22 protein-coding genes are annotated in these 21,252 nt (G+C 62.7%); 12 read left to right on the top strand and 10 right to left on the bottom strand.

Going from position 1 to position 21,252, the window contains the following annotated elements; translation table 11 throughout:
• The first annotated feature begins 33 nt into the window (after positions 1-33).
• Positions 34-435 carry an Imm1 family immunity protein gene (locus ACE039_RS10190; protein WP_448708523.1) on the top strand — a complete coding sequence of 134 codons (402 nt, stop codon included), beginning with the start codon at positions 34-36 and terminating at the stop codon, positions 433-435.
• Positions 436-453: 18 nt separating this feature from the next.
• Here ACE039_RS10190 and ACE039_RS10185 read toward each other — a convergent pair whose 3' ends face one another.
• Together ACE039_RS10185 and ACE039_RS10180 are read right to left on the bottom strand one after the other, a co-directional pair.
• Positions 454-1,419: a 2-hydroxyacid dehydrogenase gene (locus tag ACE039_RS10185; protein ID WP_485822299.1), complete on the bottom strand. Its 966-nt coding sequence runs from the start codon at positions 1,417-1,419 to the stop codon at positions 454-456.
• A 45-nt stretch (positions 1,420-1,464) separates the two neighbouring features.
• A complete protein-coding gene (locus tag ACE039_RS10180) occupies positions 1,465-2,460 on the bottom strand; it encodes a Bug family tripartite tricarboxylate transporter substrate binding protein (protein WP_310029228.1) in 996 nt (331 codons plus the stop codon).
• Positions 2,461-2,638: 178 nt separating this feature from the next.
• Here ACE039_RS10180 and ACE039_RS10175 point away from each other — a divergent pair, with 178 nt between their 5' ends.
• Positions 2,639-3,523 (top strand): LysR family transcriptional regulator, encoded by an 885-nt coding sequence (locus tag ACE039_RS10175; RefSeq protein WP_105556658.1) that lies wholly within the window; start codon positions 2,639-2,641, stop codon positions 3,521-3,523.
• 35 nt (positions 3,524-3,558) lie between these two features.
• Here the strand turns inward: ACE039_RS10175 and ACE039_RS10170 are convergent, their stop codons facing one another.
• The 3 genes from ACE039_RS10170 to ACE039_RS10160 form a co-directional block, all read right to left on the bottom strand.
• Complete coding sequence (locus ACE039_RS10170) at positions 3,559-3,939, bottom strand: DCC1-like thiol-disulfide oxidoreductase family protein (protein WP_105556659.1); 381 nt, start codon at positions 3,937-3,939, stop codon at positions 3,559-3,561.
• A 111-nt stretch (positions 3,940-4,050) separates the two neighbouring features.
• A complete protein-coding gene (locus ACE039_RS10165) occupies positions 4,051-5,454 on the bottom strand; it encodes an HdeD family acid-resistance protein (protein WP_485822298.1) in 1,404 nt (467 codons plus the stop codon).
• A 160-nt stretch (positions 5,455-5,614) separates the two neighbouring features.
• Positions 5,615-6,241 (bottom strand): DUF2239 family protein, encoded by a 627-nt coding sequence (locus tag ACE039_RS10160; RefSeq protein ID WP_485822297.1) that lies wholly within the window; start codon positions 6,239-6,241, stop codon positions 5,615-5,617.
• 273 nt (positions 6,242-6,514) lie between these two features.
• On the opposite strand from ACE039_RS10160, the gene guaB reads away from it, so the two are divergent.
• Both guaB and guaA read left to right on the top strand, forming a co-directional pair.
• Positions 6,515-7,975: an IMP dehydrogenase gene (guaB, locus tag ACE039_RS10155; RefSeq protein WP_006224233.1), complete on the top strand. Its 1,461-nt coding sequence runs from the start codon at positions 6,515-6,517 to the stop codon at positions 7,973-7,975.
• Positions 7,976-8,078: 103 nt separating this feature from the next.
• Entirely contained in the window at positions 8,079-9,671 is a 1,593-nt protein-coding gene (gene guaA / locus ACE039_RS10150; RefSeq protein ID WP_416029966.1) for a glutamine-hydrolyzing GMP synthase, read from the top strand.
• Positions 9,672-9,957: 286 nt separating this feature from the next.
• Here the strand turns inward: guaA and ACE039_RS10145 are convergent, their stop codons facing one another.
• Positions 9,958-10,866, bottom strand: a complete 909-nt coding sequence (locus tag ACE039_RS10145; protein ID WP_485822296.1) for a LysR family transcriptional regulator — start codon at positions 10,864-10,866, stop codon at positions 9,958-9,960.
• A 154-nt stretch (positions 10,867-11,020) separates the two neighbouring features.
• Here ACE039_RS10145 and ACE039_RS10140 point away from each other — a divergent pair, with 154 nt between their 5' ends.
• Complete coding sequence (locus ACE039_RS10140; RefSeq protein WP_485822295.1) at positions 11,021-11,158, top strand: hypothetical protein; 138 nt, start codon at positions 11,021-11,023, stop codon at positions 11,156-11,158.
• 15 nt (positions 11,159-11,173) lie between these two features.
• Positions 11,174-12,340 carry an MFS transporter gene (locus tag ACE039_RS10135; protein ID WP_485822294.1) on the top strand — a complete coding sequence of 389 codons (1,167 nt, stop codon included), beginning with the start codon at positions 11,174-11,176 and terminating at the stop codon, positions 12,338-12,340.
• A 57-nt stretch (positions 12,341-12,397) separates the two neighbouring features.
• Here the strand turns inward: ACE039_RS10135 and ACE039_RS10130 are convergent, their stop codons facing one another.
• Positions 12,398-12,778: a MerR family transcriptional regulator gene (locus tag ACE039_RS10130; protein WP_485822293.1), complete on the bottom strand. Its 381-nt coding sequence runs from the start codon at positions 12,776-12,778 to the stop codon at positions 12,398-12,400.
• Positions 12,779-12,862: 84 nt separating this feature from the next.
• On the opposite strand from ACE039_RS10130, the gene ACE039_RS10125 reads away from it, so the two are divergent.
• From ACE039_RS10125 to ACE039_RS10105, 5 genes are all read left to right on the top strand, one after another.
• Positions 12,863-13,771 carry an alpha/beta fold hydrolase gene (locus tag ACE039_RS10125; RefSeq protein WP_485822292.1) on the top strand — a complete coding sequence of 303 codons (909 nt, stop codon included), beginning with the start codon at positions 12,863-12,865 and terminating at the stop codon, positions 13,769-13,771.
• A gap of 132 nt (positions 13,772-13,903) precedes the next feature.
• Positions 13,904-14,893: a DMT family transporter gene (locus ACE039_RS10120; protein ID WP_485822291.1), complete on the top strand. Its 990-nt coding sequence runs from the start codon at positions 13,904-13,906 to the stop codon at positions 14,891-14,893.
• Positions 14,890-15,606, top strand: a complete 717-nt coding sequence (locus ACE039_RS10115; protein WP_485822290.1) for a glutathione S-transferase family protein — start codon at positions 14,890-14,892, stop codon at positions 15,604-15,606. The genes ACE039_RS10120 and ACE039_RS10115 overlap by 4 nt, the downstream gene beginning before the upstream one ends.
• A gap of 1 nt (position 15,607) precedes the next feature.
• Positions 15,608-16,234 (top strand): TetR/AcrR family transcriptional regulator, encoded by a 627-nt coding sequence (locus ACE039_RS10110; RefSeq protein WP_448713307.1) that lies wholly within the window; start codon positions 15,608-15,610, stop codon positions 16,232-16,234.
• A gap of 127 nt (positions 16,235-16,361) precedes the next feature.
• Positions 16,362-17,345 carry a Bug family tripartite tricarboxylate transporter substrate binding protein gene (locus ACE039_RS10105; RefSeq protein ID WP_448713306.1) on the top strand — a complete coding sequence of 328 codons (984 nt, stop codon included), beginning with the start codon at positions 16,362-16,364 and terminating at the stop codon, positions 17,343-17,345.
• A gap of 112 nt (positions 17,346-17,457) precedes the next feature.
• Here ACE039_RS10105 and ACE039_RS10100 read toward each other — a convergent pair whose 3' ends face one another.
• The 3 genes from ACE039_RS10100 to msuE all read right to left on the bottom strand — a co-directional run bounded on the left by ACE039_RS10100 (position 17,458) and on the right by msuE (position 20,180).
• Positions 17,458-18,486, bottom strand: coding sequence for a methionine synthase (locus ACE039_RS10100; protein ID WP_448713305.1), 1,029 nt, complete (start codon positions 18,484-18,486; stop codon positions 17,458-17,460).
• Positions 18,487-18,517: 31 nt separating this feature from the next.
• The gene (locus ACE039_RS10095; protein WP_485822289.1) at positions 18,518-19,501 is read right to left on the bottom strand and encodes a DUF1852 domain-containing protein; all 984 of its coding nucleotides are present in this window, start codon (positions 19,499-19,501) and stop codon (positions 18,518-18,520) included.
• A 97-nt stretch (positions 19,502-19,598) separates the two neighbouring features.
• Positions 19,599-20,180 (bottom strand): FMN reductase, encoded by a 582-nt coding sequence (msuE, locus tag ACE039_RS10090; protein WP_485822288.1) that lies wholly within the window; start codon positions 20,178-20,180, stop codon positions 19,599-19,601.
• 147 nt (positions 20,181-20,327) lie between these two features.
• Between msuE and ACE039_RS10085 the strand changes: the two genes are divergently transcribed.
• Entirely contained in the window at positions 20,328-21,245 is a 918-nt protein-coding gene (locus ACE039_RS10085) for a LysR family transcriptional regulator (protein WP_485822287.1), read from the top strand.
• Positions 21,246-21,252 lie beyond the last annotated feature (7 nt).

Below are 21,252 nucleotides of genomic sequence, written 5' to 3'. Positions count from 1 at the left end.
GTTAGGGCACTGACAATCAAGGACCCGCCCACAATGAAAATAAGAAAACTCATCGAAGAACGACGCCAGGGTGACCGCGCCGCGCTAAGAGAACGCGTCAATCCGTCGGATGTGGATTTGCTTGCCGCGCTGGACCGGTTGGATGGCGCTGAATTCAGCTCGACGGCGTTCGTGACGGAAGACGAAACCGTCATGGCGGTTGGCGGGGGCGACGGCGGTTACGTCGTTTCCATCACGCTAGATGACGACGCGCGTATCTATACGCTGGTTGACCGGTCAAAATCCGAAGACCACGACCAGGATCTGGTGGTGGGCGGCCAGTCCGGCAGCTATCAGCAGTATCAATGCGTGTGCCGCGAACTGGCCAAAGAGGCCATCCTGTACTTCCAGCAGCAGGGCGCGCCGTCGCCCAAGCTGCAATGGGTCAGCGAATAGGCGCGGCCCGCCGCCGGGTCAAACGACCCGCGTCAGCACCTTTTCATCCTGAAACCAGCCATCCAGGTTCGCGACCATCAGGTCGGCCATGGCGCGGCGGGTTTCGTGCGTGCCGCTGGCGATATGCGGCAGTAGCACCACGTTGTCCATCGCATGCAGCGCGGCAGGTGTGGCGGGTTCGTGTTCGAACACGTCCAGCCCCGCGCCGGCGATGCGTTTGTCTTGCAACGCGCTGACCAGCGCGGCTTCGTCAACGACCGTGCCCCGCGCGATGTTGATCAGCCAGCCTTGCGGCCCCAGCGCATCCAGTACTTCCGCATTCACCAAGTGGCGCGTCGCGCTGCCGCCCGGCACGGCCAGCACCAGAAAATCGCAGGCGGCGGCCAATGACGTGATATCGGGGCAATAGCGGTAGTCGGCGGGCGCGTCGGCGCGCGGTTTGCGGCTGGTGTAGAGAATTTCCATGTCGAAGGCGGCGGCGCGACGGGCGATCTGCAAGCCGATATTGCCCAGGCCGGCAATGCCGCAGCGCTTGCCGGTCATGCGCGTGCCCAGCGGGAAGCCTTCGTTCGGCCAGCGTCCGGCGCGCACGAAGCGGTCCGCTTCGGCGATACGGCGCGGCGCGGCCAGCATCAACGCCAACGCCGTGTCGGCCACGCACGCGTCCAGTACGCCGGGCGTGTTGGTGACGACCACGCCGCGTTCTTGCGCCGCCGTCAAGTCGATGGTGTCGTAGCCCACGCCAAAACTGAAAATGCCTTCCAGCGCCGGCAAGGCGCTGATCAGTTCGCGGGTGGCGCCAAAACGCCCGCTGGTGGCAATGCCGCGGATGGCGGGGCCATGCTCGCGCAGCAGCGCGGCGGGATCGGCGGCTTCCCACAAGCGATGGACGTGGTAGCGGGACGCCAGGTCGGCCACCAGTTCGGGCAGCAGGGGGCCGACCATCAGCAGGTGGGGGGCGGAAGCGGGCAGGGAATCGGTCATGGATACGGCTTTAAGAAATGGCCCGGTGACCGGGCCGGATAGAGGTCAGTTCGTCTGGATATTGCGGGTCTTGATGATCTGCCCGTAGCGGGCGCGTTCGCTGGCGGCCAGCTCCTGCAACTGCTGCGGCGTGGAACCGTGCGCCACCGCGCCCTGGGATTCCAGCTTGGTTTTCATTGCCGGGTCGGCGGCGATGTCGCGGATCGCCTGCGACAGCTTTTCGATGACCGCGGGCGGCGTGCCGGCAGGCGCGAGCACGGCGGTCCAGGAGCCGGATTGCGCGTTCTTGACGCCGGCCTCGTCAATCGTCGGCACATCCGGCATGGCGGGCGAGCGCGTGGCGCCGGTCACCGCCAACGCGCGCAACTTGCCGCCATTGACGTACGGCATGGTTTCCAGGACGGAGGCAAACAGCATGTCCACCCGGCCCGCCATCAGGTCGGTCATGGCCGGGCCACCGCCCTTGTAAGGCACATGCATCAGATCAACACCGGTGGCTTGCTGGAATATCTCGGCGGACAGGTGCGGAGCGCCGCCGGTGCCCGAGCTGGCAAACGTGTGCTTGCCCGGTTCCGCGCGCGCCAGCGTCACCAGTCCGGCGACGTCCTTGGCGGGCAATCCCGTTGGCACGACCAACACGAAAGGCAGGTCTGAAAACAGCGAAACGGGCGCGAACGCGGTGGCGGGGTCCGAATGCAGCTTATAGATCCACGGGTTGATGGCAAGCATGCCGGAATTGGCGAACAGCAACGTGTAGCCGTCGGCCGGCGACCGCGCCACGAGGTCGGCGGCGATCTGCCCGCCCGCGCCCGGGCGGTTGTCGACCACCACCGAAGACGCCAGCTTGTCGCCCAACGCGGCGGCCAGCAGGCGAGCCGAAATGTCGGTGCCCCCGCCCGGTGAGAACGGGACGATCAGGTTGATCGGGCGCTCGGGATATCCGGCGGCGCTGGCGTTCCAGGGCAATGCGGCGGTGGCGGCCAGGGCCAGCGCCGCGGCGATGAGCCGGACGCGTTGTCGGGCGATGGGGGTTGTCTCCATGTCTCTCTTCTCTTTTTAGGCGTGGGGGCGGCAGCTGCCGCGAATGAAACGTGCTGCGAAAATGCTCCTTTTGATCCTGCGGGCCGGCTTTGCGGCCTTGTCGCCGAGTATAAAAACGGCTACCGATAGATAGCCGTTCGAGCTATAAATAGCATTGATCAATTCAAGGATTGAATCGATGGAATTTCGTCAGCTGGAGTGCTTCATCGCGGTGGCAGAAGAGCTGCATTTCGGCCGCGCGGCCGAACGGCTATGCATGACGCAGCCGCCCCTGTCTCGGCAGATCCAGTTGCTGGAGCAAGACCTGGGCGTGACGCTGTTTGAACGCAATAGCCGGCAGGTGCTGCTTAGCGCGGCGGGCAGGCGGTTCCTGCGCGACGCGCGCCATCTGCTGGAGTTCTCGGCGCGCGCGGCTGCGACGGCAAGGCGCACCTCGGGTGGCGATGCCGGCCATATCACGCTGGGTTTCACTGCCGTTGCATCCTATCGGCTGATGCCGTCGATGATCATGTTGGCGCGCAAGCTGCTGGCGGGCGTCGAGATCCAGCTTCGTGAAACGGTCAGCACCGATCTGGCGCGGCTGCTGCTGGCGCGCGAACTCGACGTCATCCTGGCGCGCAGCGTGCCGCAGCAGGCAGGAATCGAATCCCGGCTGATCGAACGCGAACCGCTGGTGCTGGCGTTGCCCGCGGGCTCCCCCTTGTGCGAACACGACACGGTGCCGCTGCGTCTATTGCAGGGGCAGCCTTTCGTGCTGTATTCGCCGCGCGAAGGGAAGTACTTCTATGACCGCATCGTGGGCGCCTTCGGGCTGGCCGATGTGCAGCCGGACTATGTGCAGCGGGCAGGGCAAACGCACACCTTGCTGGCGCTCGTGCGGGCGGGGTTGGGCGTGGGCATCGTGCCGGATTCGGCGCGGGAGCTGCGGTTTGAAGGCGTGGAGTTTCGTCCCATTGGTCAGCGCAATCTGTATGCCGACATGTATCTGGCCTGGCATGCGCAGCACGACAACCCGGCGCTGGACGCCTTTCTTCAACGGGTGGTGGATGCCCCGGCGAAGTGATTGCGCCTGGGGCGGCCGCCACGGCCGCGGCGGCATCACATCTGCATCTTCTTCTTGCCCAGCAAGGTCAGCGCCAGACTTCTGCCCGTGCGCATGAACGGGTAGAGCGCGTTCGACAGGCACGGGTTGCGGAAAACGGCGGCGTTGACGCTGTTGAACAGGTCGTTGCCGGTGCTGATCAACGCCAGCCGGTTGATGCAGTCGGCGCCCCAATAGTCCTGGCCGTCCAGATGCAGCAGCATGCCCTGGTTCAAGTCGTAGCCTTGCGCCTTGTAGGCCACCGCCATATCCGGGTGGTCGCGCATATTCAGCAGATCGATCGGGCCCACGGCTTTTTGCAGTTGCAGCATCCGCACGTAATTCGAGCAGAAGGGGCAGTCTCCGTCATACAGCAGGAAGTTCTTGGCGATGGACATGGCGCACCCTATAGATTGCGCGGGCGTGGAAAGCCCGCCCGTCTTTACCGATTAAAGCGCATTTCGCCCATCATAAAAAAGTGCCGGTGCGCCGTGTCCAGGGGCCAGGCCTCAGGCTTCGGGCCCCGGGCCGCGCAGGCCCTCGGCCGCTTGCGGGCGTTGGCCGCCAGCGCTACGGTCCTGGGCCCGCCAGCCTGCGCGAAGTTCGGCGATGTGGCGCAGCGCCCTCTGCGACATTTTCCACCAGCCGAACGGCCGCGGATCCGCCAACATGCTCATCGCGCGGGCATAGTCCAAGGTCAGTCCCGGCGTCCAGGCCATCGTGATGGCGCGCTTGCGGATCTGCGAGGCCACCCAAAGCTCGGGCGTCAGCAGTAGCCGGATCAGGACGCCCCATCCCGCGCGGCGGCCGTGCAGGCGTCCGACCACGCCATCCAGCGCGGCGTCAAGCGCGCGCGCCACCGAACTTGAGCAATTGCGGTGGGTCAGGTTGTACGTGCTGTCCTGCCGGTATTCCTCCCAGAACGCGGCCAGCTTTTCCGCGTCGTAATTCCGGATGCGCACGCGCGTCGTCGACGGGCACCAGGCCTTGGATTCGGTCGCGTAATCGGGCTGGTATACGCCGGGAATGTCGTTGTCGGGCGTCGCGCGCAGCAGGTTGCCGAACTCGTCGGGCGACCGGTCGATTTCTTCCTTGGGATACAGGCTGATGTAGATGCCTTCGGGGGACTCCATTGCCGCATGGCCGGTGGAGATCACGCCATTCACGTCGACGGCGGCGATATACCGGTCGACGAGCGGATAGTTGCGCGTTTGCGCCTTGGCCGACCCGGACGGCGTCCAGACGTGCACGGTAAGGGCACGTTCGGAATCGGCGGGCGGACCATCCCAGACAGGCGCTGGCGCCGCGGGTTCGGCGGGCAGATAGTCAGACGAGTCATTGGCGGCAAACGCCGGGTTGGAAGCCAGGTATTTGACGCGCCGCGCCAGCCACAGCAATTTCAACCCTGCAATGGCCAGGAACAGCCCCAGGCAATACGGCACCGTGCCCACGTAGTTCGTGGGGTAGGGCTGGAAGAAGAAAATAGCCAGCAGGATTTCCGCCACCCCGGCGCCGAAAGCGTAGCGCCAACGGTCGTATCGCACGACATAGGCGGCCAGGCATTGCAGCACGCCGTCCATCAGGAACAGCGCGCCGAAAATCATCGACAGCACAAAGTGCCCGTGATGGTGCCCGATCAGAATCAAGGTGCCCGCCAGCAGCACGAAAACGCCCTTGGTGTAGCGCAGGACGCGCTGGCCGCCCACGCCGGAAGAGGCGATCAACAGCGTCGCCAGCCCTTCAATGATGAAGAGGACGGCAAAGGCGTTCAGGGGAAAGTACAGGGCGTCATCAAGAGCATCGATAAAGACAGCGACGCCCGCCACCAGGAAGACGATGCCGAGGACGAAGAGCGCGCGCCAACGCTTGCGCAGATAGGGGACGCCCAAAAGCAGCAATACAAGTTGTGGCATGCCAGCGATCCAGAGAGTGGGAAAGTAAATACGAACTCAACGCAATGGTACCGAAACCCGCCGGATTATGAACACGTTAATGCGATCCTCCCTGTTTGGCATGGCATCCATTTGTGGCCACGGCAGGGCCGCCCAACGGCGCGGCCTGCAACGCTTCGGCTTAAGCCGAAGCTGCCCAGGCCAGGGTCATTGCGTAGGCCCGCACGTCCTGCGGCCACGTGGCAATGCACTGCGCAAAGCGTTCACGGTCTTCCGCATAGAGTGCGCGGGTCGCATCTTCGAAACCTGTCAGGTTGCCGGCAATGCTGGACATGAACCGATAAGCCGCTTCCTGTCGTTGGCGCTGTTGGTCGCGGGCGTCGTTCTCGCGGCGCGCCTGTTCCACCAGTTTGCGCAACGCCACGGACGCGCCGCCGGGCTGCGCGCCCAGCCAGTCCCAATGCCGAGGAAGTAGGGTCACTTCCCGGGGCACCACACCCAGTTTCGGCCGGCCCCGCCCGCGCGGCGCGGCGTCCGCCACATCGGCCGCGTCAGCGGCGTTGGGTTCGGCGGTCGGCGTGTCTGCATTCGGTGGCGGAGTGTGGCGCGCGATGATCTGCGCGTCGTCGCCGCTCAGGTCCAGGTCCGTTTGCAGGCCGGTGCCGTCTTGAAACACCAACAACCCGTGGCTGTTCTGGTGGGCCAGCGCGCGTTTGACGGCCAGCGCCACGTCGGCCAAAGACCCGGCGGCCAACATGCGGTGGCCTTCGAATGCCGTGTAGCGGGGAGAAGAGGCGATGACGTTCATGGTAATTAGGGGTCCGATGCTCAAGCCGAGAAAGAAGTAGGTGCGAAGAAGAGGAATGGATTATGATCCGGGTAAAAACATCTGTCAATATTACCCGGGTAAAATAATTTGTACCGCGCGCAAAGCGAGGCCCATAAAACGGGGTCGGATGGGCAGGCGATTTGCAGCTTTCTCCAGCGCGCCGGACTGCAAAAATTCCGTACAAACCTAGGGTGAACACCTAGTCAAAACATGCAGGCGGCGTATAATCTTGCTTTGCGCCCGGAGTTACCCATGCGTCTCGTTCAAAAAGCGCTCACCTTCGACGATGTGTTGTTGGTGCCTGCGTATTCCGAGGTGTTGCCGCGCGACACCTCCCTGGCCACGCGCCTGACTCGCAATATCAGCCTGAATATCCCCCTTGTGTCCGCCGCCATGGACACCGTCACCGAATCGCGTCTGGCCATCGCCATGGCGCAAGAGGGCGGCATCGGGATCATTCACAAGAATTTGTCCGCCGATGCCCAAGCCCGTGAAGTGGCTCGCGTCAAGCGCCACGAATTCGGCATCGTGATCGATCCGGTCACCGTCACCCCCCAGATGAAAGTGCGCGACGCCATTGCGTTGCAGCGCCAGCATGGCATCTCGGGTCTGCCGGTGGTCGAAGGCCGCAAGCTGGTCGGCATCGTGACCAACCGCGATCTGCGTTTTGAAGAAAACCTGGATCAGCCCCTGCGCAACATCATGACGCCGCAGGAACGCCTGGTCACCATGAAGGAAGGCGCCACGCTGGACGAAGCGCAGGCCCTGATGCACAAGCACCGTCTGGAACGCGTGCTGATCGTGAACGACGGCTTTGAACTGCGTGGCCTGGCCACCGTCAAGGACATCGTCAAGAACACCGAACACCCGATGGCCAGCAAAGACGGCCAAGGCCAGTTGCGTGTTGGCGCAGCGGTAGGCGTGGGCGCCGGCACCGAAGAGCGCGTGGAAAAGCTGGTTGCGGCAGGCGTCGACGTCCTGATCGTCGACACGGCCCACGGCCACTCCAAGGGCGTGCTCGAAGGCGTGCGCTGGGTCAAGCAGAACTATCCCAAGGTTGAAGTCATTGGCGGCAACATCGCCACCGCCGCCGCCGCGCGCGCGCTGGTCGAGTACGGCGCCGACGGCGTGAAGGTCGGTATTGGCCCCGGTTCCATCTGCACCACGCGCATCGTCGCGGGTGTGGGCGTGCCGCAGATCCATGCCATCTCCGAAGTCGCCAAGGCGCTGGAAGGCACGGGCGTTCCGCTGATTGCCGACGGCGGCATCCGCTATTCGGGCGACGTCGCCAAGGCGCTGGCCGCCGGCGCATTCGCCTGCATGATGGGCGGCATGTTCGCCGGCACGGAAGAAGCGCCGGGCGAAGTCGTGTTGTTCCAGGGCCGCTCGTACAAGTCGTACCGCGGCATGGGCAGCCTGGGCGCCATGACGGACGGCTCCGCCGACCGCTACTTCCAGGATCCGTCCAACAACGCCGACAAGCTGGTTCCGGAAGGCATCGAAGGCCGCGTCCCCTACAAGGGCAGCGTGCTGGCCATCATCTTCCAACTGGTCGGTGGCATCCGCGCCTCGATGGGCTATTGCGGCGCCGCAACCATCGATGACATGCGCACCAAGGCCGAATTCGTGGAGATCACCTCCGCCGGCGTGCGCGAGTCCCACGTACACGACGTGCAGATCACCAAGGAAGCGCCCAACTACCGCGCCGACTGATCCACACAGTCAACTACAATGTCATGCATTACGCACCGGCAGAATCGCAAAATCTTGTAGCGGTTCTGCCGGTGCGGTTTTATTTCCAACGGGTAGAGTCTCCATGCACCAGCGCATCCTCATTCTTGACTACGGTTCGCAAGTCACCCAGCTGATCGCCCGCCGCGTGCGCGAAGCTGGCGTCTATTCTGAAGTCCACCCCGGCGACGTCGACGACGCCTTCGTGCGTGAACAGATGGCGCAAGGCCTGAAGGGCATCATCCTGTCCGGCAGCCACGCTTCGGCCTACGAAGAAGGCTCCATGCGCGTGCCGCACGCCGTGTTCGAGCTGGGCGTGCCCGTGCTGGGCATCTGCTACGGCATGCAGTCCATGGCGCAGCAACTGGGCGGCGTGGTCAGCTTTTCCGACCACCGCGAATTCGGCTACGCCGAAGTGCGCGCCCACGGCCACACCAAGCTGCTGGAAGGCCTGGCAGACTTCGACACGCCTGAAGGCCACGGCATGCTGAAGGTCTGGATGAGCCACGGCGACAAGGTCACCGAGCTGCCCCCGGGCTTCAAGCTGATGGCGTCCACGCCGTCGTGTCCCATCGCCGGCATGGCCGACGAAGACCGCCGCTTCTACGCCGTTCAGTTCCACCCCGAAGTCACGCACACCGTCCAAGGCAAGGCCATGCTGGCCCGCTTCGTGAACGAGATCTGCGAATGCCAGGGCGACTGGAACATGCCCGACTACGTCTCCGAGGCCGTTGCCCGCATCCGCGAGCAAGTCGGCACCGACGAAGTCATCCTGGGCCTGTCCGGCGGCGTGGATTCGTCCGTTGCCGCCGCGCTGATCCACAAGGCCATCGGCGACCAGCTCACCTGCGTGTTCGTCGACCACGGCCTGTTGCGCCTGGACGAAGGCAAGCAGGTCATGCAGACCTTCGCTGAAAACATGGGCGTGAAGATCATTCACGTCGATGCCACCGCGCAATTCATGGGCAAGCTGGCCGGCGTTGCCGACCCCGAAGCCAAGCGCAAGATCATCGGCCGCGAATTCGTCGAAGTGTTCCAGGAACAAGCCGGCAAGCAGCAAAGCGCCAAGTGGCTGGCCCAGGGCACGATCTACCCCGACGTCATCGAATCTGCTGGCGCCAAGACGGGCAAGGCTACGTCGATCAAGTCGCACCACAACGTGGGCGGCCTGCCGGACACGCTGAACCTGCAACTGCTGGAACCCCTGCGCGAACTGTTCAAGGACGAAGTCCGCGAATTGGGTGTTGCGTTGGGCCTGCCGCCGCAGATGGTGTATCGCCATCCGTTCCCCGGTCCGGGTCTGGGCGTTCGGATTCTGGGCGAAGTGAAGCATGAATATGCTGAACTGCTGCGCCGTGCCGATGCGATCTTCATTGAAGAACTGCGCAATACCAAGGACGAGGCCAGCGGCCTGACCTGGTACGAGCTGACGTCGCAAGCGTTCGCCGTGTTCCTGCCGGTGAAGTCGGTGGGCGTGATGGGCGATGGGCGGACGTATGAGTACGTTGTTGCGCTGCGTGCCGTGCAGACGTTTGACTTCATGACGGCCGATTGGGCGCCGCTGCCGCACCCGCTGCTGGCTCGCGTTTCTTCGCGGATTATTAATGAAGTGCGCGGGATTAACCGCGTGGTTTATGACGTCTCGAGCAAGCCGCCGGCGACGATCGAGTGGGAGTGATCTGACGTCCTTCGATGACTATCGCCAGCTATCGAAAAATCGTCGTAACGTATTGATCCGTTAGGGAAAAACGTCACGGCATCTATCGGTGGCTATCGCCGGCTAGCAAAACAAGTTGACGGTAGCGCTGGCGGTAAGAATCGAGGCCGGATTAAGACACTCTCGTTCACTATTGAGATTTTTACCGTCCTTGACGGTAAAAATCTCGCCCAGCAGCTCTCTATCCCATCTCTCAACGAGCGCTATCGATTTATCGTCGCAGCGTACGCGGCCCAGTCAAGCCGCATCAACTGTCCCACGGCGCTTGATGCCAGCGATCAAACAAAAAGTCGCTGAACGCCGTTAGCCGACGAGGCACGGGCTCTCGCCGCGCCCTCACAATGCTGATCTTCGATGGCGTGGCTTCCCATTCCGGCAACACGCGCACCAGCCGGCCGTCGCGCAGTTCCTCGTGGATGTCCCAGCTCTCGCGCAGCGAGATACCCAACCCAGCCAGGCACCACGCGTGCAGCACGTCACCGCTGTCGCTGCACAGCGTGCCGCTGACTGCAATAGGCTTCTCCCGGCGGCCTTTCCGCAGCGGCCAGGTGCTTTGCAGCAGGCCCGGATACGCGAACACCAGACAGTTGTGCCGCTCCAGTTCTTCCGGTTGCGCGGGTTGTTCGTGCGCTTTCAGGTAGGCCGGAGAGGCAGCCAGGATGCGCCGGTTGTCGGCCACGCGCCGCGCCACCAGCCGCGAATCCGCCAACTCGCCCATGCGGATCGCCAGGTCGAGGTCGCCGCTATACAGATCCTGCACCTGATCGGACAGGCGCAGGTCGAAGCCGACGCGGGGATGCAGGCGGCAGAAATCGTGGATCGCCGGGGCGACGAACTTGCGCCCGAACGGCGTGGGCGCGGTCAGACGGATGGTGCCGCTCAGTTCCTGGCTTGCCCCGGTCGCCAGTTCCTGCACTTCTTCCAACACCGACAGGGCAACCCGTGCGCGCTCGGCGATGGCGCGGCCTTCGCCGGTGATTCGCAAGTTACGGGTGTTGCGCTCGAACAGCGTGGTGCCCAACGCCTGTTCAAGCCGGGCGATCTGCTTGCTGACCGTCTTAGGCGCGAGGTGCAGGTCGCGTGCGGTGGCGGAAAAGCTCTGGCGCTCCACCACGTGCACGAACACCACCAGGTCATCTAGGTTGCGCAGGGCCATTTGGGTCATTCCGGGGAAAGTGTTTGTCTATTTTGGTCATTTAAAGGATATACCCGATTCACCAGAATGAGGTTTCTTACCTCGCATGCCGCAACGCGCACGCCTCCGCCGGAGGCGCTCGGCGGTGTGCTTGACTCGCTTGCAGGAGCCTCCGATGACCCAACGCATCCTTTTCGTCCTGACCCGCCACGACCGCAAGGGACCGGCCGGCACCGCCGACGCCGCGCTCAGCGGTTCCTATCTGTCCGAGGTCACGCATCCGCATCGCGTGTTGGCCGAAAAGCGAGCCTGAACGATGAGTCCACGTATGCCGTTCGTCATCTACGTCTTCGCGCTTTGCGCGTTCGCCCTGGGCTTTACCGAGTTCGTCACCATCGGCCTGGTGTCCACTATTTCCGCCGATCTGCATGCCAGCGTTAGCCAGGTCGGCACGGCGGTTACGGCCTATGCGCTGGGTGCGGTGATTGGTGCGCCGGGCCTGACTGCGCTGGCGACCCGCTGGCCGCGCAAGCGGCTGCTGCTGGTGGCGATGGGGCTGTTCACGCTGGGCAATGCGGTGGTCAGCTTGTCGGATGCACTGACGCCCATGCTAATTGCCCGCTTTGCTTCGGGCCTGGGGCATGGGGTGTTTCTCGCCGTGGCATCCAGCGTGGCAACCCAACTGGCGGGGCGGCATCGTGCCGGTGCAGCGGTGGCCGTGGTGTTCGGCGGCCTGACGCTGGCCCTGGCGCTGGGGGTGCCACTTGGCACCTACCTGGGCAGCGTGTTGAGCTGGCAGGTGATCTTCATGGCAGTAGCCGCGAGCGGCCTGATTGGCTTTCTGGGTCTGCTGGCCCTGATGCCGACGGATCGGGACGACGCCTCAGCGCAGGCCAACGCGAAGGATGGCCTGATAGCGATGTTCAATCCGCGCCTGCTGGCCGGGGCCGGCATCACCGTGTTGGCGTATGCGGGGTCGTTCGCGCTCTACACCTACATTTCGCCGATTCTGCGGCAGGTGACGAACGTCAGCGAGGGCACGGCCAGCCTGTTGATGCTGAGCTACGGCGTGATGGCCGCTATCGGCAACATCTGGGGCGGACGCCTGACCGACCGCAAGGGCGCGGACTTCGCCGTGATGACCGTGCTGGTCGGCCTGGCTGTCGTGCTGTTGGCGATCTGGGCATCGGCGCCATCGTTGCCGTTGATGGTGTTGTTGACGGGCCTGTTGGGTGCGCTGACCTATGCGGCGGTGCCTGCCTTGCAGGCGCGGGTGATCGGGCTGTCGCACATCCACGCGCCGCGGGCACCGGCAGTGGCGGCTGGGCTAAACATCGCCGGCTTCAATGGCGGCATCGCGCTGGGGGCGCTGCTGGGTGGTGCCAGCCTGGAAGCGATGGGGCTGACCAGTACGGCCTGGGTCGGTGCGGTGGCCGTGGGGTTGGGGATTGTCTGGATGGGTTCATCGAAGGTCTGGACGAGTGAGTTGGGATGATCGCGCTGGGTACGCCATCAGATCGAGTCGTTGGGCGTGCTTATTGTTTGGGCCCGTTCACTCCTGTTCAGCCCCCTCAATCAGCATGGCTCGCAATCGCTGACGTTGTCTCTCCAGCGCCGCTATCTGTTTCTCCAATATCGCCAGCCGCTTGCGCTTCGCCTCCGTGATATCCGCGCATGCCTTCGCCCCTTCGATCAGCAACATGCAATCCGGAAAGCTGCGAATTTCTTCCAAGCTGAAGCCGGCGGCGATCAAACGCTGGATCTGTTTAACCTGCGTGACGGCCACCGCCTCGAATGCGCGGTATCCATTCTGGGCACGCGTCGACGCAAGTAAGCCGTGCTGATCGTAGTGACGAATCGCGCGTACGCTGACGCCGGTTGCTTGCGCCAAAGCGCCGATCTTCAGCAGGGTGGTGGACTCGGTCTGGTTCATGAACTGAACCTTATCACCAGCGCTTGACCATGACACTAATGTCAGGCTTTAGCCTGGGCTCTTTCCCTTTGAAGGAGCTTCAACATGTTGTCTTTCAATCTCTTTACCCAATGGCGCAAGGGTTTTGCCGCTGTGGTCTTGATGGCTGCATCCGCGCTGGCGCAGGCCGGCGTGGAACCGTACACCGTGACGGCGCCTGATGGGGTGCGCATCGCGGTACAAGAGGCCGGCGACCCGAACGGCCAGCCCATCATTTTCATTCATGGACTGCTGGGCAGCCATCTCAGTTGGGACAAGCAGGTCAACAGCCCGGAGTTGCAGCGCTATCGCCTGATTACGTTCGATATGCGCGGGCATGGCTTGTCCGGCCAGCCGGAGCGTGCGGATGCCTACCGTGATGGGCGACGTTGGGCGGATGACCTGGCAGCGGTGATCGCCGGCTCGGGAGCCCGCCAGCCTGTCCTGGTGGGGTGGTCGCTGGGCGCCGCCGTGACCACGAATTACCTGGCTGCCTATGGTGACGAGCAAATCGCCGGGGCGGTATATGTTGGAGGCGTTATCGAGCTGACACCGGAGCAAATCGTGCCGCATCCAGAGGTGTACCGAGGAATGGCATCGCCGGACCTCAAGACGCATCTCGATGCCGAGCGTGAATTTGTGGCGCTGTGCTTTGCCAACCCACCTGACGCACTGACGTTCCAGCGTTTGCTGGCGAATGCGGCCATGGCCTCACAGAACATGCAGAACGCCGTGCATGGCATGTCGCTGGATGCGCCCAAGGGCTTGGGAGCCATGCACAAGCCGCTGTTGCTGATCTATGGCGCGCGTGACGCCTTGGTTCAAGCCCAACCGTCCTTCAACCGCGCCAAGGCCCTGAACGCCGGCGCCATCGGCAGGTTCTACCCAAAGGCGGGGCACTCGCCCTTTCTGGAGGAGACGCAGCGCTTCAATCGCGATCTGTCGGCCTTTGTGGATGCGGCGACACCGCGTTAGCCCTTCATCGGCGTACTAGAAAAATCAACGCTGGCATGTTTTATAGCAGTCGATATAAAATCCCCTGACATTGCACGGCGTCTGCAACGCAAGTGCCTCCGTCAACCAGCTTGCCCCAGGGGTGGTCTCCGTATGACGCAATTTGCCGACCCCAGCCAGGACGCCGCCATCGGACCCGCTCCCGTATCCCAATTCCGACGACCGTCCCGCCAAACCCTTCGCGGGCTTGGCTGGGCGGCTCTTAGCGTACTGATCTTCGCCGGTTGGTTCGTGGTGACGCGCTTTAGCGTGACGCGGGAATTGCGCTTGTGGGATGTCACCGCGTTGCGGTTCGGCATCGGGGCCGTCATTCTCTTTCCAGTGCTGCTGCGTGGCGCAAGGCGCATTTCCGCCAAGCAGTGGGCAGAAGGGCTGCTATACGCCTGCCTGTGGGGCATGCCCTTCGTCCTGGCGGTCGCACTGGGCCTGCAGCTCACGTCCGCTGGCCGGGCAGCGGCGGTTACGCCGACGCTGATGCCCGTCTTCGTCGGGCTATTTGCCTGGGTTTTCCTGAAAGAACGGCCGGGCAGGGGGCGGTGGCTCGGCTATCTGGCCATCGTCATCGGGCTGGTGTGCATGGTTGCTGGCGGAGCTTCGGCCCACGGCGTCGCGAATCCGGTGGGGTTGCTGGCCCTGGTCACTGCCGCCGCGATGTGGGCCGTGTATACGCTGCTGTTTCGGCGTAGTGCGTTGACGCCGGTGCAGGCGGCGGCGCTGATCTGCTTCTGGTCGGCCGTGCTGTTCCTGCCGGTCTACCTGTTTGCCGGACTTAGCCGTCTTGCCTTGGCGTCGCCCGGCGAAATTTGTTTGCAGGCTTTCTATCAGGGCGTCTTGATGAGCGGCGTGGCCATCGTGTCCTTCAACAGATCCGTCGCGCTGTTGGGGTCATCCGCCGCGACGGCCATCATTGCCTTGATACCGGCGGTTGCCGCGCTTGCCGCCATTCCCGTTCTGGGTGAGCTGCCGTCGTGGGAAGAGGGCGTTGCGCTTCTTGCCGTCGTCGGCGGCGTGCTTATGGCAGCCCGTCCCAAGCGCCAGGTAGCAGTCCCATCGACCACCACGACAGCGAGACAACAGCCATGATCCGTTTCTACTTTCATCCGACGCCTAACCCTGCCAAGATCGCGCTCTTTCTGGAAGAGACAGGGTTGGCATACGAAGCCGTGCCCGTCGACACCAGCAAAGGCGAACAGCACGCGCCGGCGTTTCGGGCCATCAATCCGAATGGCAAAGTGCCGGCCATCGTTGACACCGATGGCCCTGGCGGCAAGGAAGCGCGCGTCTTTGACTCGACCGCCATCCTGATCTATCTGGCCGACAAGACCGGCCAGCTTGCGGGCACGCCCGAGGATCGGCCCGAATTGTTGTCGTGGCTGCTGTTCATTGCCTCGGGGCTGGGGCCGTTCTCGGGCCAGGCGGTGCACTTTCAGTTTGCCGCACCCGCTGGCCTGGACTACGCCGTTAATCGTTATCGCCGGGAGGCCGAGCGGCACTATCAGGTGCTGGACCAGCATCTGGCGGGACGCGAGTTCATCGTCGGCAACAGCTTCACGATTGCGGATATTTCGGCGTGGGGCTGGCTTGACCGGGCCTCGCGCGTGCGCAAAGGCGCCGAAGATCCGCTGGCGCCGTTTTCGGAACTGAAACGCTGGTTTGCCAGCGTGGATGCACGCCCAGCCGTCGCGCGCGCTCGGGCGCTTAGTAAAAGCCACCACTGGAAAACGGTGAACGACGACGAGACCAAGCGCGCGTTGTTCCCGTCGAATTTTCCTCCTGCGTCGGCGCAGGAAAGTTGATATGGCGCGCCCGAAAGCGTTTGATGAAGCGGCGGCGCTCGATGCCGCCATCGAGTGCTTCTGGTCGCGCGGCTATGAAGCGACCTCGGTTCGCGATCTGGCCGCTGCGATGGGTATCGTGGGTCCCAGCCTGTACAACACGTTTGGAGACAAGCGCGCGTTGTACCAGCGGGCGCTTGCCCATTATGTCGAACGCGGATTTTGTGAACGGGTCAGGCGCTTCGAGTCCCAGCTGGCGCCTCGGGCGGCTATCGGTGCATTCTTTGACGAGATCATCGAATTGTCGCTGGCGGACGAGCAGCGCAAGGGCTGCATGATCGTGAATTCGGCGCTGGAGCTGGCGCCGCACGATGCCGAGTTTCGCGAGGCGCTGGCGCTTGTGCTGCGGGATATGGAAGGCTTTTTCCTGCGCTGCGTGAGGGCGGGTCAAGAGGCAGGCACCATCAACGCCGGGCAGTCGGCGGAGGATCTTGCGCGCATGCTGCTCGGCTTGCTGATGGGCCTGCGCGTACTGGCGCGGGCACGGCCAGAAGCGGAACTGCTGCGCGGCTTGGTGCGGCCCGCGCTGGCTTTGCTTGATGATGCCAGCGCCGGAAAACTAGGGTTATCCGGGATTCTTTATGCTTAAACTTTTGTGAAGAATAAGCGCCAGATGCAGGGCACCGCCGTGATGAGGTATCAAGGCGGTTCACCGGGGTGCGGCACCTGACGCACCGTACGCAGGATCGCGCGGTGGCGCCCCAAAGGAGAATCGCATGCTGCTGCGTAGACATTGCCTTGCCATGATGATGCTGGCGCTGGCTGGTTGGGCAACGGGCAGCCAAGCGCAAACGGCGCCTCAGGCCTGGCCCACCAAGCCGGTGCGCCTGGTCGTGGGGTTGGCCCCTGGCGGGCTGGTCGACGTGCTGGCACGCACGGTACAGCCGCATTTGGCCGAGGCCTTGAAGCAGACCGTTATCGTGGAGAATCGGGGCGGCGCGGGCGGCAACCTGGCGGGCGCCGAGGTCGTGCGCAACGGCGGGGACAACCATACCTTCCTGCTCAATCCATCGACCACCGAATCGGTCAACCCGTTGATGTTCGCCAGCATGCCATTCGATCCGCAGCGGGACCTGCGGCCGGTCGCCTTGTTGGCCAACAGCCAGTTGTTCCTGTTCGTCCGGTCTTCGCTGGGCGTCGATACGCTTGAAGCGTTCGTCGAATACGCCCGCAAGCAGCCCAATCCGCTCAACTACGGGTCGGCCGGCAATGGCACGACGCCGCATCTGGCTGGCGAGCTGCTCAAGCAGGCTACCGGCATGCAGGCCACCCATGCGCCATATCGCGGCGTGGCGCCGGCGATACAAGACCTGGCCGCGGGTCAGATAGACTTTGCGTTTGGACCGGCCACGGTCTTTCCCATGGTGCAAGCGGGCAAGCTGAAGGTGCTGGCGGTGGCAAGCCGGCAACGGGCTGCCGTGGCGCCCGACATACGAACCTTTTCCGAGGCCGGCATTGACGGCGTTTTCGCGGACAGCCTGTTCGGCGTGTATGCCGCCGCCGGCACCCGCGATGATGTGGTCAATCGCATGAACGGCGAAATCAACAAGGTGCTGGCACGGCCGGCGATCAAGGCGCGGTTCCTGGATGCCGGCGCCGAGGCGCTACCGCTAAGCGTGGCCGACTACACCGCGCGTGTGCAGGACGAGAAGAAATTGTTCGCCCCATTGATAAAGTCGTTGGGGCTGAAGGAACAGTAGATGGAACAACGATAAAACCACTGCCTGCGCCCCGCATGCCCGCGAAGTCAGACTGCAATTTCGCCGATGCCAGCGAAAATCTGCAGTCTGACACCATCGTGTTAGCTCAGCATCAGCCCAACAGTTCCTTCCGAACAATCTCCGCGCCTTCGCTCAGCGCCAGCAATTTGCCGTGCGCAATGGCGCGCGACAACGGCGCCATGCCGCAGTTCGTGCACGGATACAGCTTGTCGGCATCCACGAACTGCAGCGCCTTTCTCAGCGTATTGGCCACTTCTTCCGGCGTTTCAACCTTGTCGCTGGCTACGTCGATGGCGCCGACCATCACCTTTTTGCCGCGAACGAGTTCGAGCAGATCGATCGGCACGTGCGAGTTGTGGCATTCCAGCGAGATGATGTCGATACTGGATTGTTGCAGCTTGGGGAACGATTCCTCGTACTGACGCCATTCCGAACCCAGGGTCTTCTTCCAGTCGGTATTGGCCTTGATGCCGTAGCCATAGCAGATGTGCACGGCGGTTTCGCACTTCAGGCCTTCGATTGCGCGTTCCAGGGTGGCGATGCCCCAATCATTCACTTCGTCGAAGAAGACGTTGAAGGCCGGCTCATCGAACTGGATGATGTCCACGCCTGCGGCTTCCAGTTCGCGGGCTTCCTGGTTCAGGATCTTGGCGAATTCCCAGGCCAGCTTTTCGCGGCTCTTGTAGTGGGCGTCGTACAGCGTGTCAATCATCGTCATGGGACCCGGCAGCGCCCATTTGATAGGTTGCTTGGTCTGCTGACGCAGGAACTTGGCGTCTTCGACGAACACCGGTTTTTGGCGGCTGACGGCGCCCACCACGGTCGGCACGCTGGCGTCATAGCGATCACGGATTCGAACGGTTTCGCGCTTTTCGAAATCGACGCCGTCGAGATGCTCGATGAACGTCGTGACGAAGTGCTGACGGGTTTGCTCGCCGTCGCTGACGATATCGATGCCGGCGTGCTGTTGTTCTTGCAGCGCCAGGCGCAAAGCGTCTTGTTTGCCCTCGATCAGCGCTTCGTCTTGCAGTTTCCAAGGCGACCAGAGTTTTTCAGGCTGTGCCAGCCACGAAGGCTTGGGCAGGCTGCCGGCGGTGGAGGTGGGCAGTAGTTTTTTCATGATCAGGCGGTCTCGTGTGTTTTTTAGGTGATCAGTGCGCGTAGCTGGCGGCCCAGCTTTCCAGCACGTGCTTGTAGGGCTTGATGAAGTGCTCTTCCGTGAACTTTCCCTGCTTCACGGCGAGCTGGCTGCGCTCATCGCGGTCATAGACAATCTGCGTCACCGAGTAGTCCTGATTATTCAGGCTCGGTTGATAGACCTTCCCCGCGGCGGAATTGGCGTTGTAGATCTCGGGACGGTAGATCTTCTGGAACGTTTCCATCGTGCTGATGATGCTGATCAGCTCAAGGTTCGTGTAGTGGCCAAGCAGGTCGCCCTGAAAGTAAAAGGCCAACGGCGCGGCGCTGCCCGGGGGCATGAAGTAACGGACCTGCAAGCCCATTTTTCCGAAGTACTGGTCCGTCGGCGAAAATTCGCTTTGCTGATATTCAACGCCCAGGATGGGGTGCTGATTTTCAGTGCGCAGGTACGTCTTGCTGCTTGACGCGCTGATGCAGATGACAGGCGGCTTGCTGAACCGCTCTTGGTAAGCGCTGGAACCGACAAAGTGCTTGAACAGCTTGCCGTGCAAGTCGCCGAAATCGTCAGGCGAGCTGAAGGTGGCTTTGTTCCTGTTGTGCTCTTGCAAAAGCACGCTGAAGTCGTAGTCGCGCACGTACGAAGAGAAGTTATTCCCGACGATCCCTTCGATGCGTTCGTTGTTGTGGCGGTCAACGATATTGGTTTTCAAGATTTCAATCAGCGGAAACAGATCACTGCCGCCGTTGGCGGCGATGTTCATTTCAACGGAGATGATCTCGAGTTCGACCGTGTAGCGATCCGCCTTGGGGTTGTCCCAATGCGCCAGATTATTGAAGCGCCTGTCGATCATCTTCAGCGTGTTGCGAAGATTTTCCTGGCGACTCGCGCCCCGCGCCAGATTGGCAAAGTTGGTCGTTATGCGAGTGCCGTCCGAGGGCTGATAATTTTCATCAAAAGGAATGCTCTTGATGTTGAATGTGAACGCGTTGCTCATGGGGTGTGCTGATTTTGGCGAAAGAAATGCGGAGTCCGGCTGCCGCTTGGCGACGGACGCTATCGCCGCTGCGGGCGGCGGCTGAATTGGCTTTGCGTCAGGCTGCTACCGCTTCTTCTGCGGCGGCGGTGCTTGGATGGCGCATCAGTTCGATTAAGGGCAATGCCCGTTGGACCGCCAGTCTGGCCCGTTCGATCAGGGCCTCGTCGTGCAAGCGGTAGTCGGCAAAATCCTTGTCGGTCGCGTAGACGCCCAGCGGCAATGTGCGCGCCTGGAAGAAGCTGAACAGCGGCCGCAGTTGGTGATCGATGATCAGGGCATGGCGTTCGCTGCCGCCGGTGGCGGCCAACAAGACGGGCTTGTCGATCAAGGCGTCGTGATGGATAAAGTCGAAGAAGTGCTTGAACAGTCCCGTGTAGGAGCCCCGATAGACCGGGGTTGTCACCACCACGATGTCAGCTTGCTCGACGACGCCAAGTTCCCACTCCACCGCGTCGGGCAATTGAGAGCGCCAGACCGCGCCAGCAAGTTGCGGGGCGAGCTGACCCAGTTCGACCAGGTGTTGTTCGCACGGGATTGCTTCGGCAATCAGGTCCAGCAGGTGCTCTGCCAGGGCCGCAGATTTGGAGGGGCGCTGCAGTCCTCCGGAAACGGCGACTAGACGGAGTGGACGTGTCATTTTTGTGCTTCACATGAATGGATCTACGCGCTGCCGCATCTGTTTTTTTGTGCAGTTGCAGCAACAAGCCGGGATCGCATACTAGGGTAGGGTGATGATGAAGTAAAATGGTTTTATTTCACAAATCCATGAGCGGAATTCATCTGAATGCTTGAACGCATCCACCTCAGCATCGTCCAGCAGGTCGAGAAGCAGGGGTCGTTGACGGCCGCCGCGGGCGTGCTGAATCTGACCCAGTCGGCCTTGAGCCACAGCATGAAGAAGCTGGAGCAGCAACTGGGCACCGACGTCTGGCTGCGCGAAGGCCGAAGCCTGCGCCTGACGCAGGCAGGCCAATACCTGCTGGCGGTGGCGAACCGCGTGCTGCCGCAACTGGATCTGGCCGAAGAGCGGCTGGGCCAGTTCGCGCAGGGCGAGCGCGGCGCGCTGCGTATCGGCATGGAATGCCACCCGTGCTATCAGTGGCTGCTTAAGGTGGTTTCACCTTATCTGACCGCATGGCCCGACGTGGACGTGGACGTCAAACAGAAATTTCAGTTCGGCGGGATCGGCGCGCTTTTCGGTTACGAGATCGACTTGCTGGTCACGCCCGACCCGCTGTTCAAGCCGGGGCTGAAGTTCGAGCCCGTGTTCGACTACGAGCAGGTGCTGGTTGTCGCCAAGGGCCATGCCCTGGCAGCGGCCGCGTACGTGAAGCCCCAGCAGTTGACCCAGGAAGTGCTCATCAGCTATCCCGTGGACATCGAGCGTTTGGACATCTACAACCAGTTCTTGTTGCCGGCCGGTGTTACGCCGAAGCGCCACAAAGCGATTGAAACCACCGACATCATGGTGCAGATGGTGGCCAGCGGACGCGGCGTGGCCGCTCTGCCGCGCTGGCTGGTCGAGGAATATGCGGCCAGGATGGACGTGGTGCCGGTGCGGCTGGGTGCGCGCGGCATCGCGAAGCAGATCTTTCTTGGGGCACGCGAGACAGACACCGCCATCGACTACGTGCGGGCCTTCATCGAACTGGCTCGCCATTCAGCTACCGCTACTGCCGTTGCGCAAGACGCCAATGGATGAACCCCAT

Source organism: Achromobacter maghribensis (genome assembly GCF_057334215.1).
Note: the sequence above shows the minus strand (reverse complement) of the source record. Positions and strands in the feature narration are given on the sequence as shown.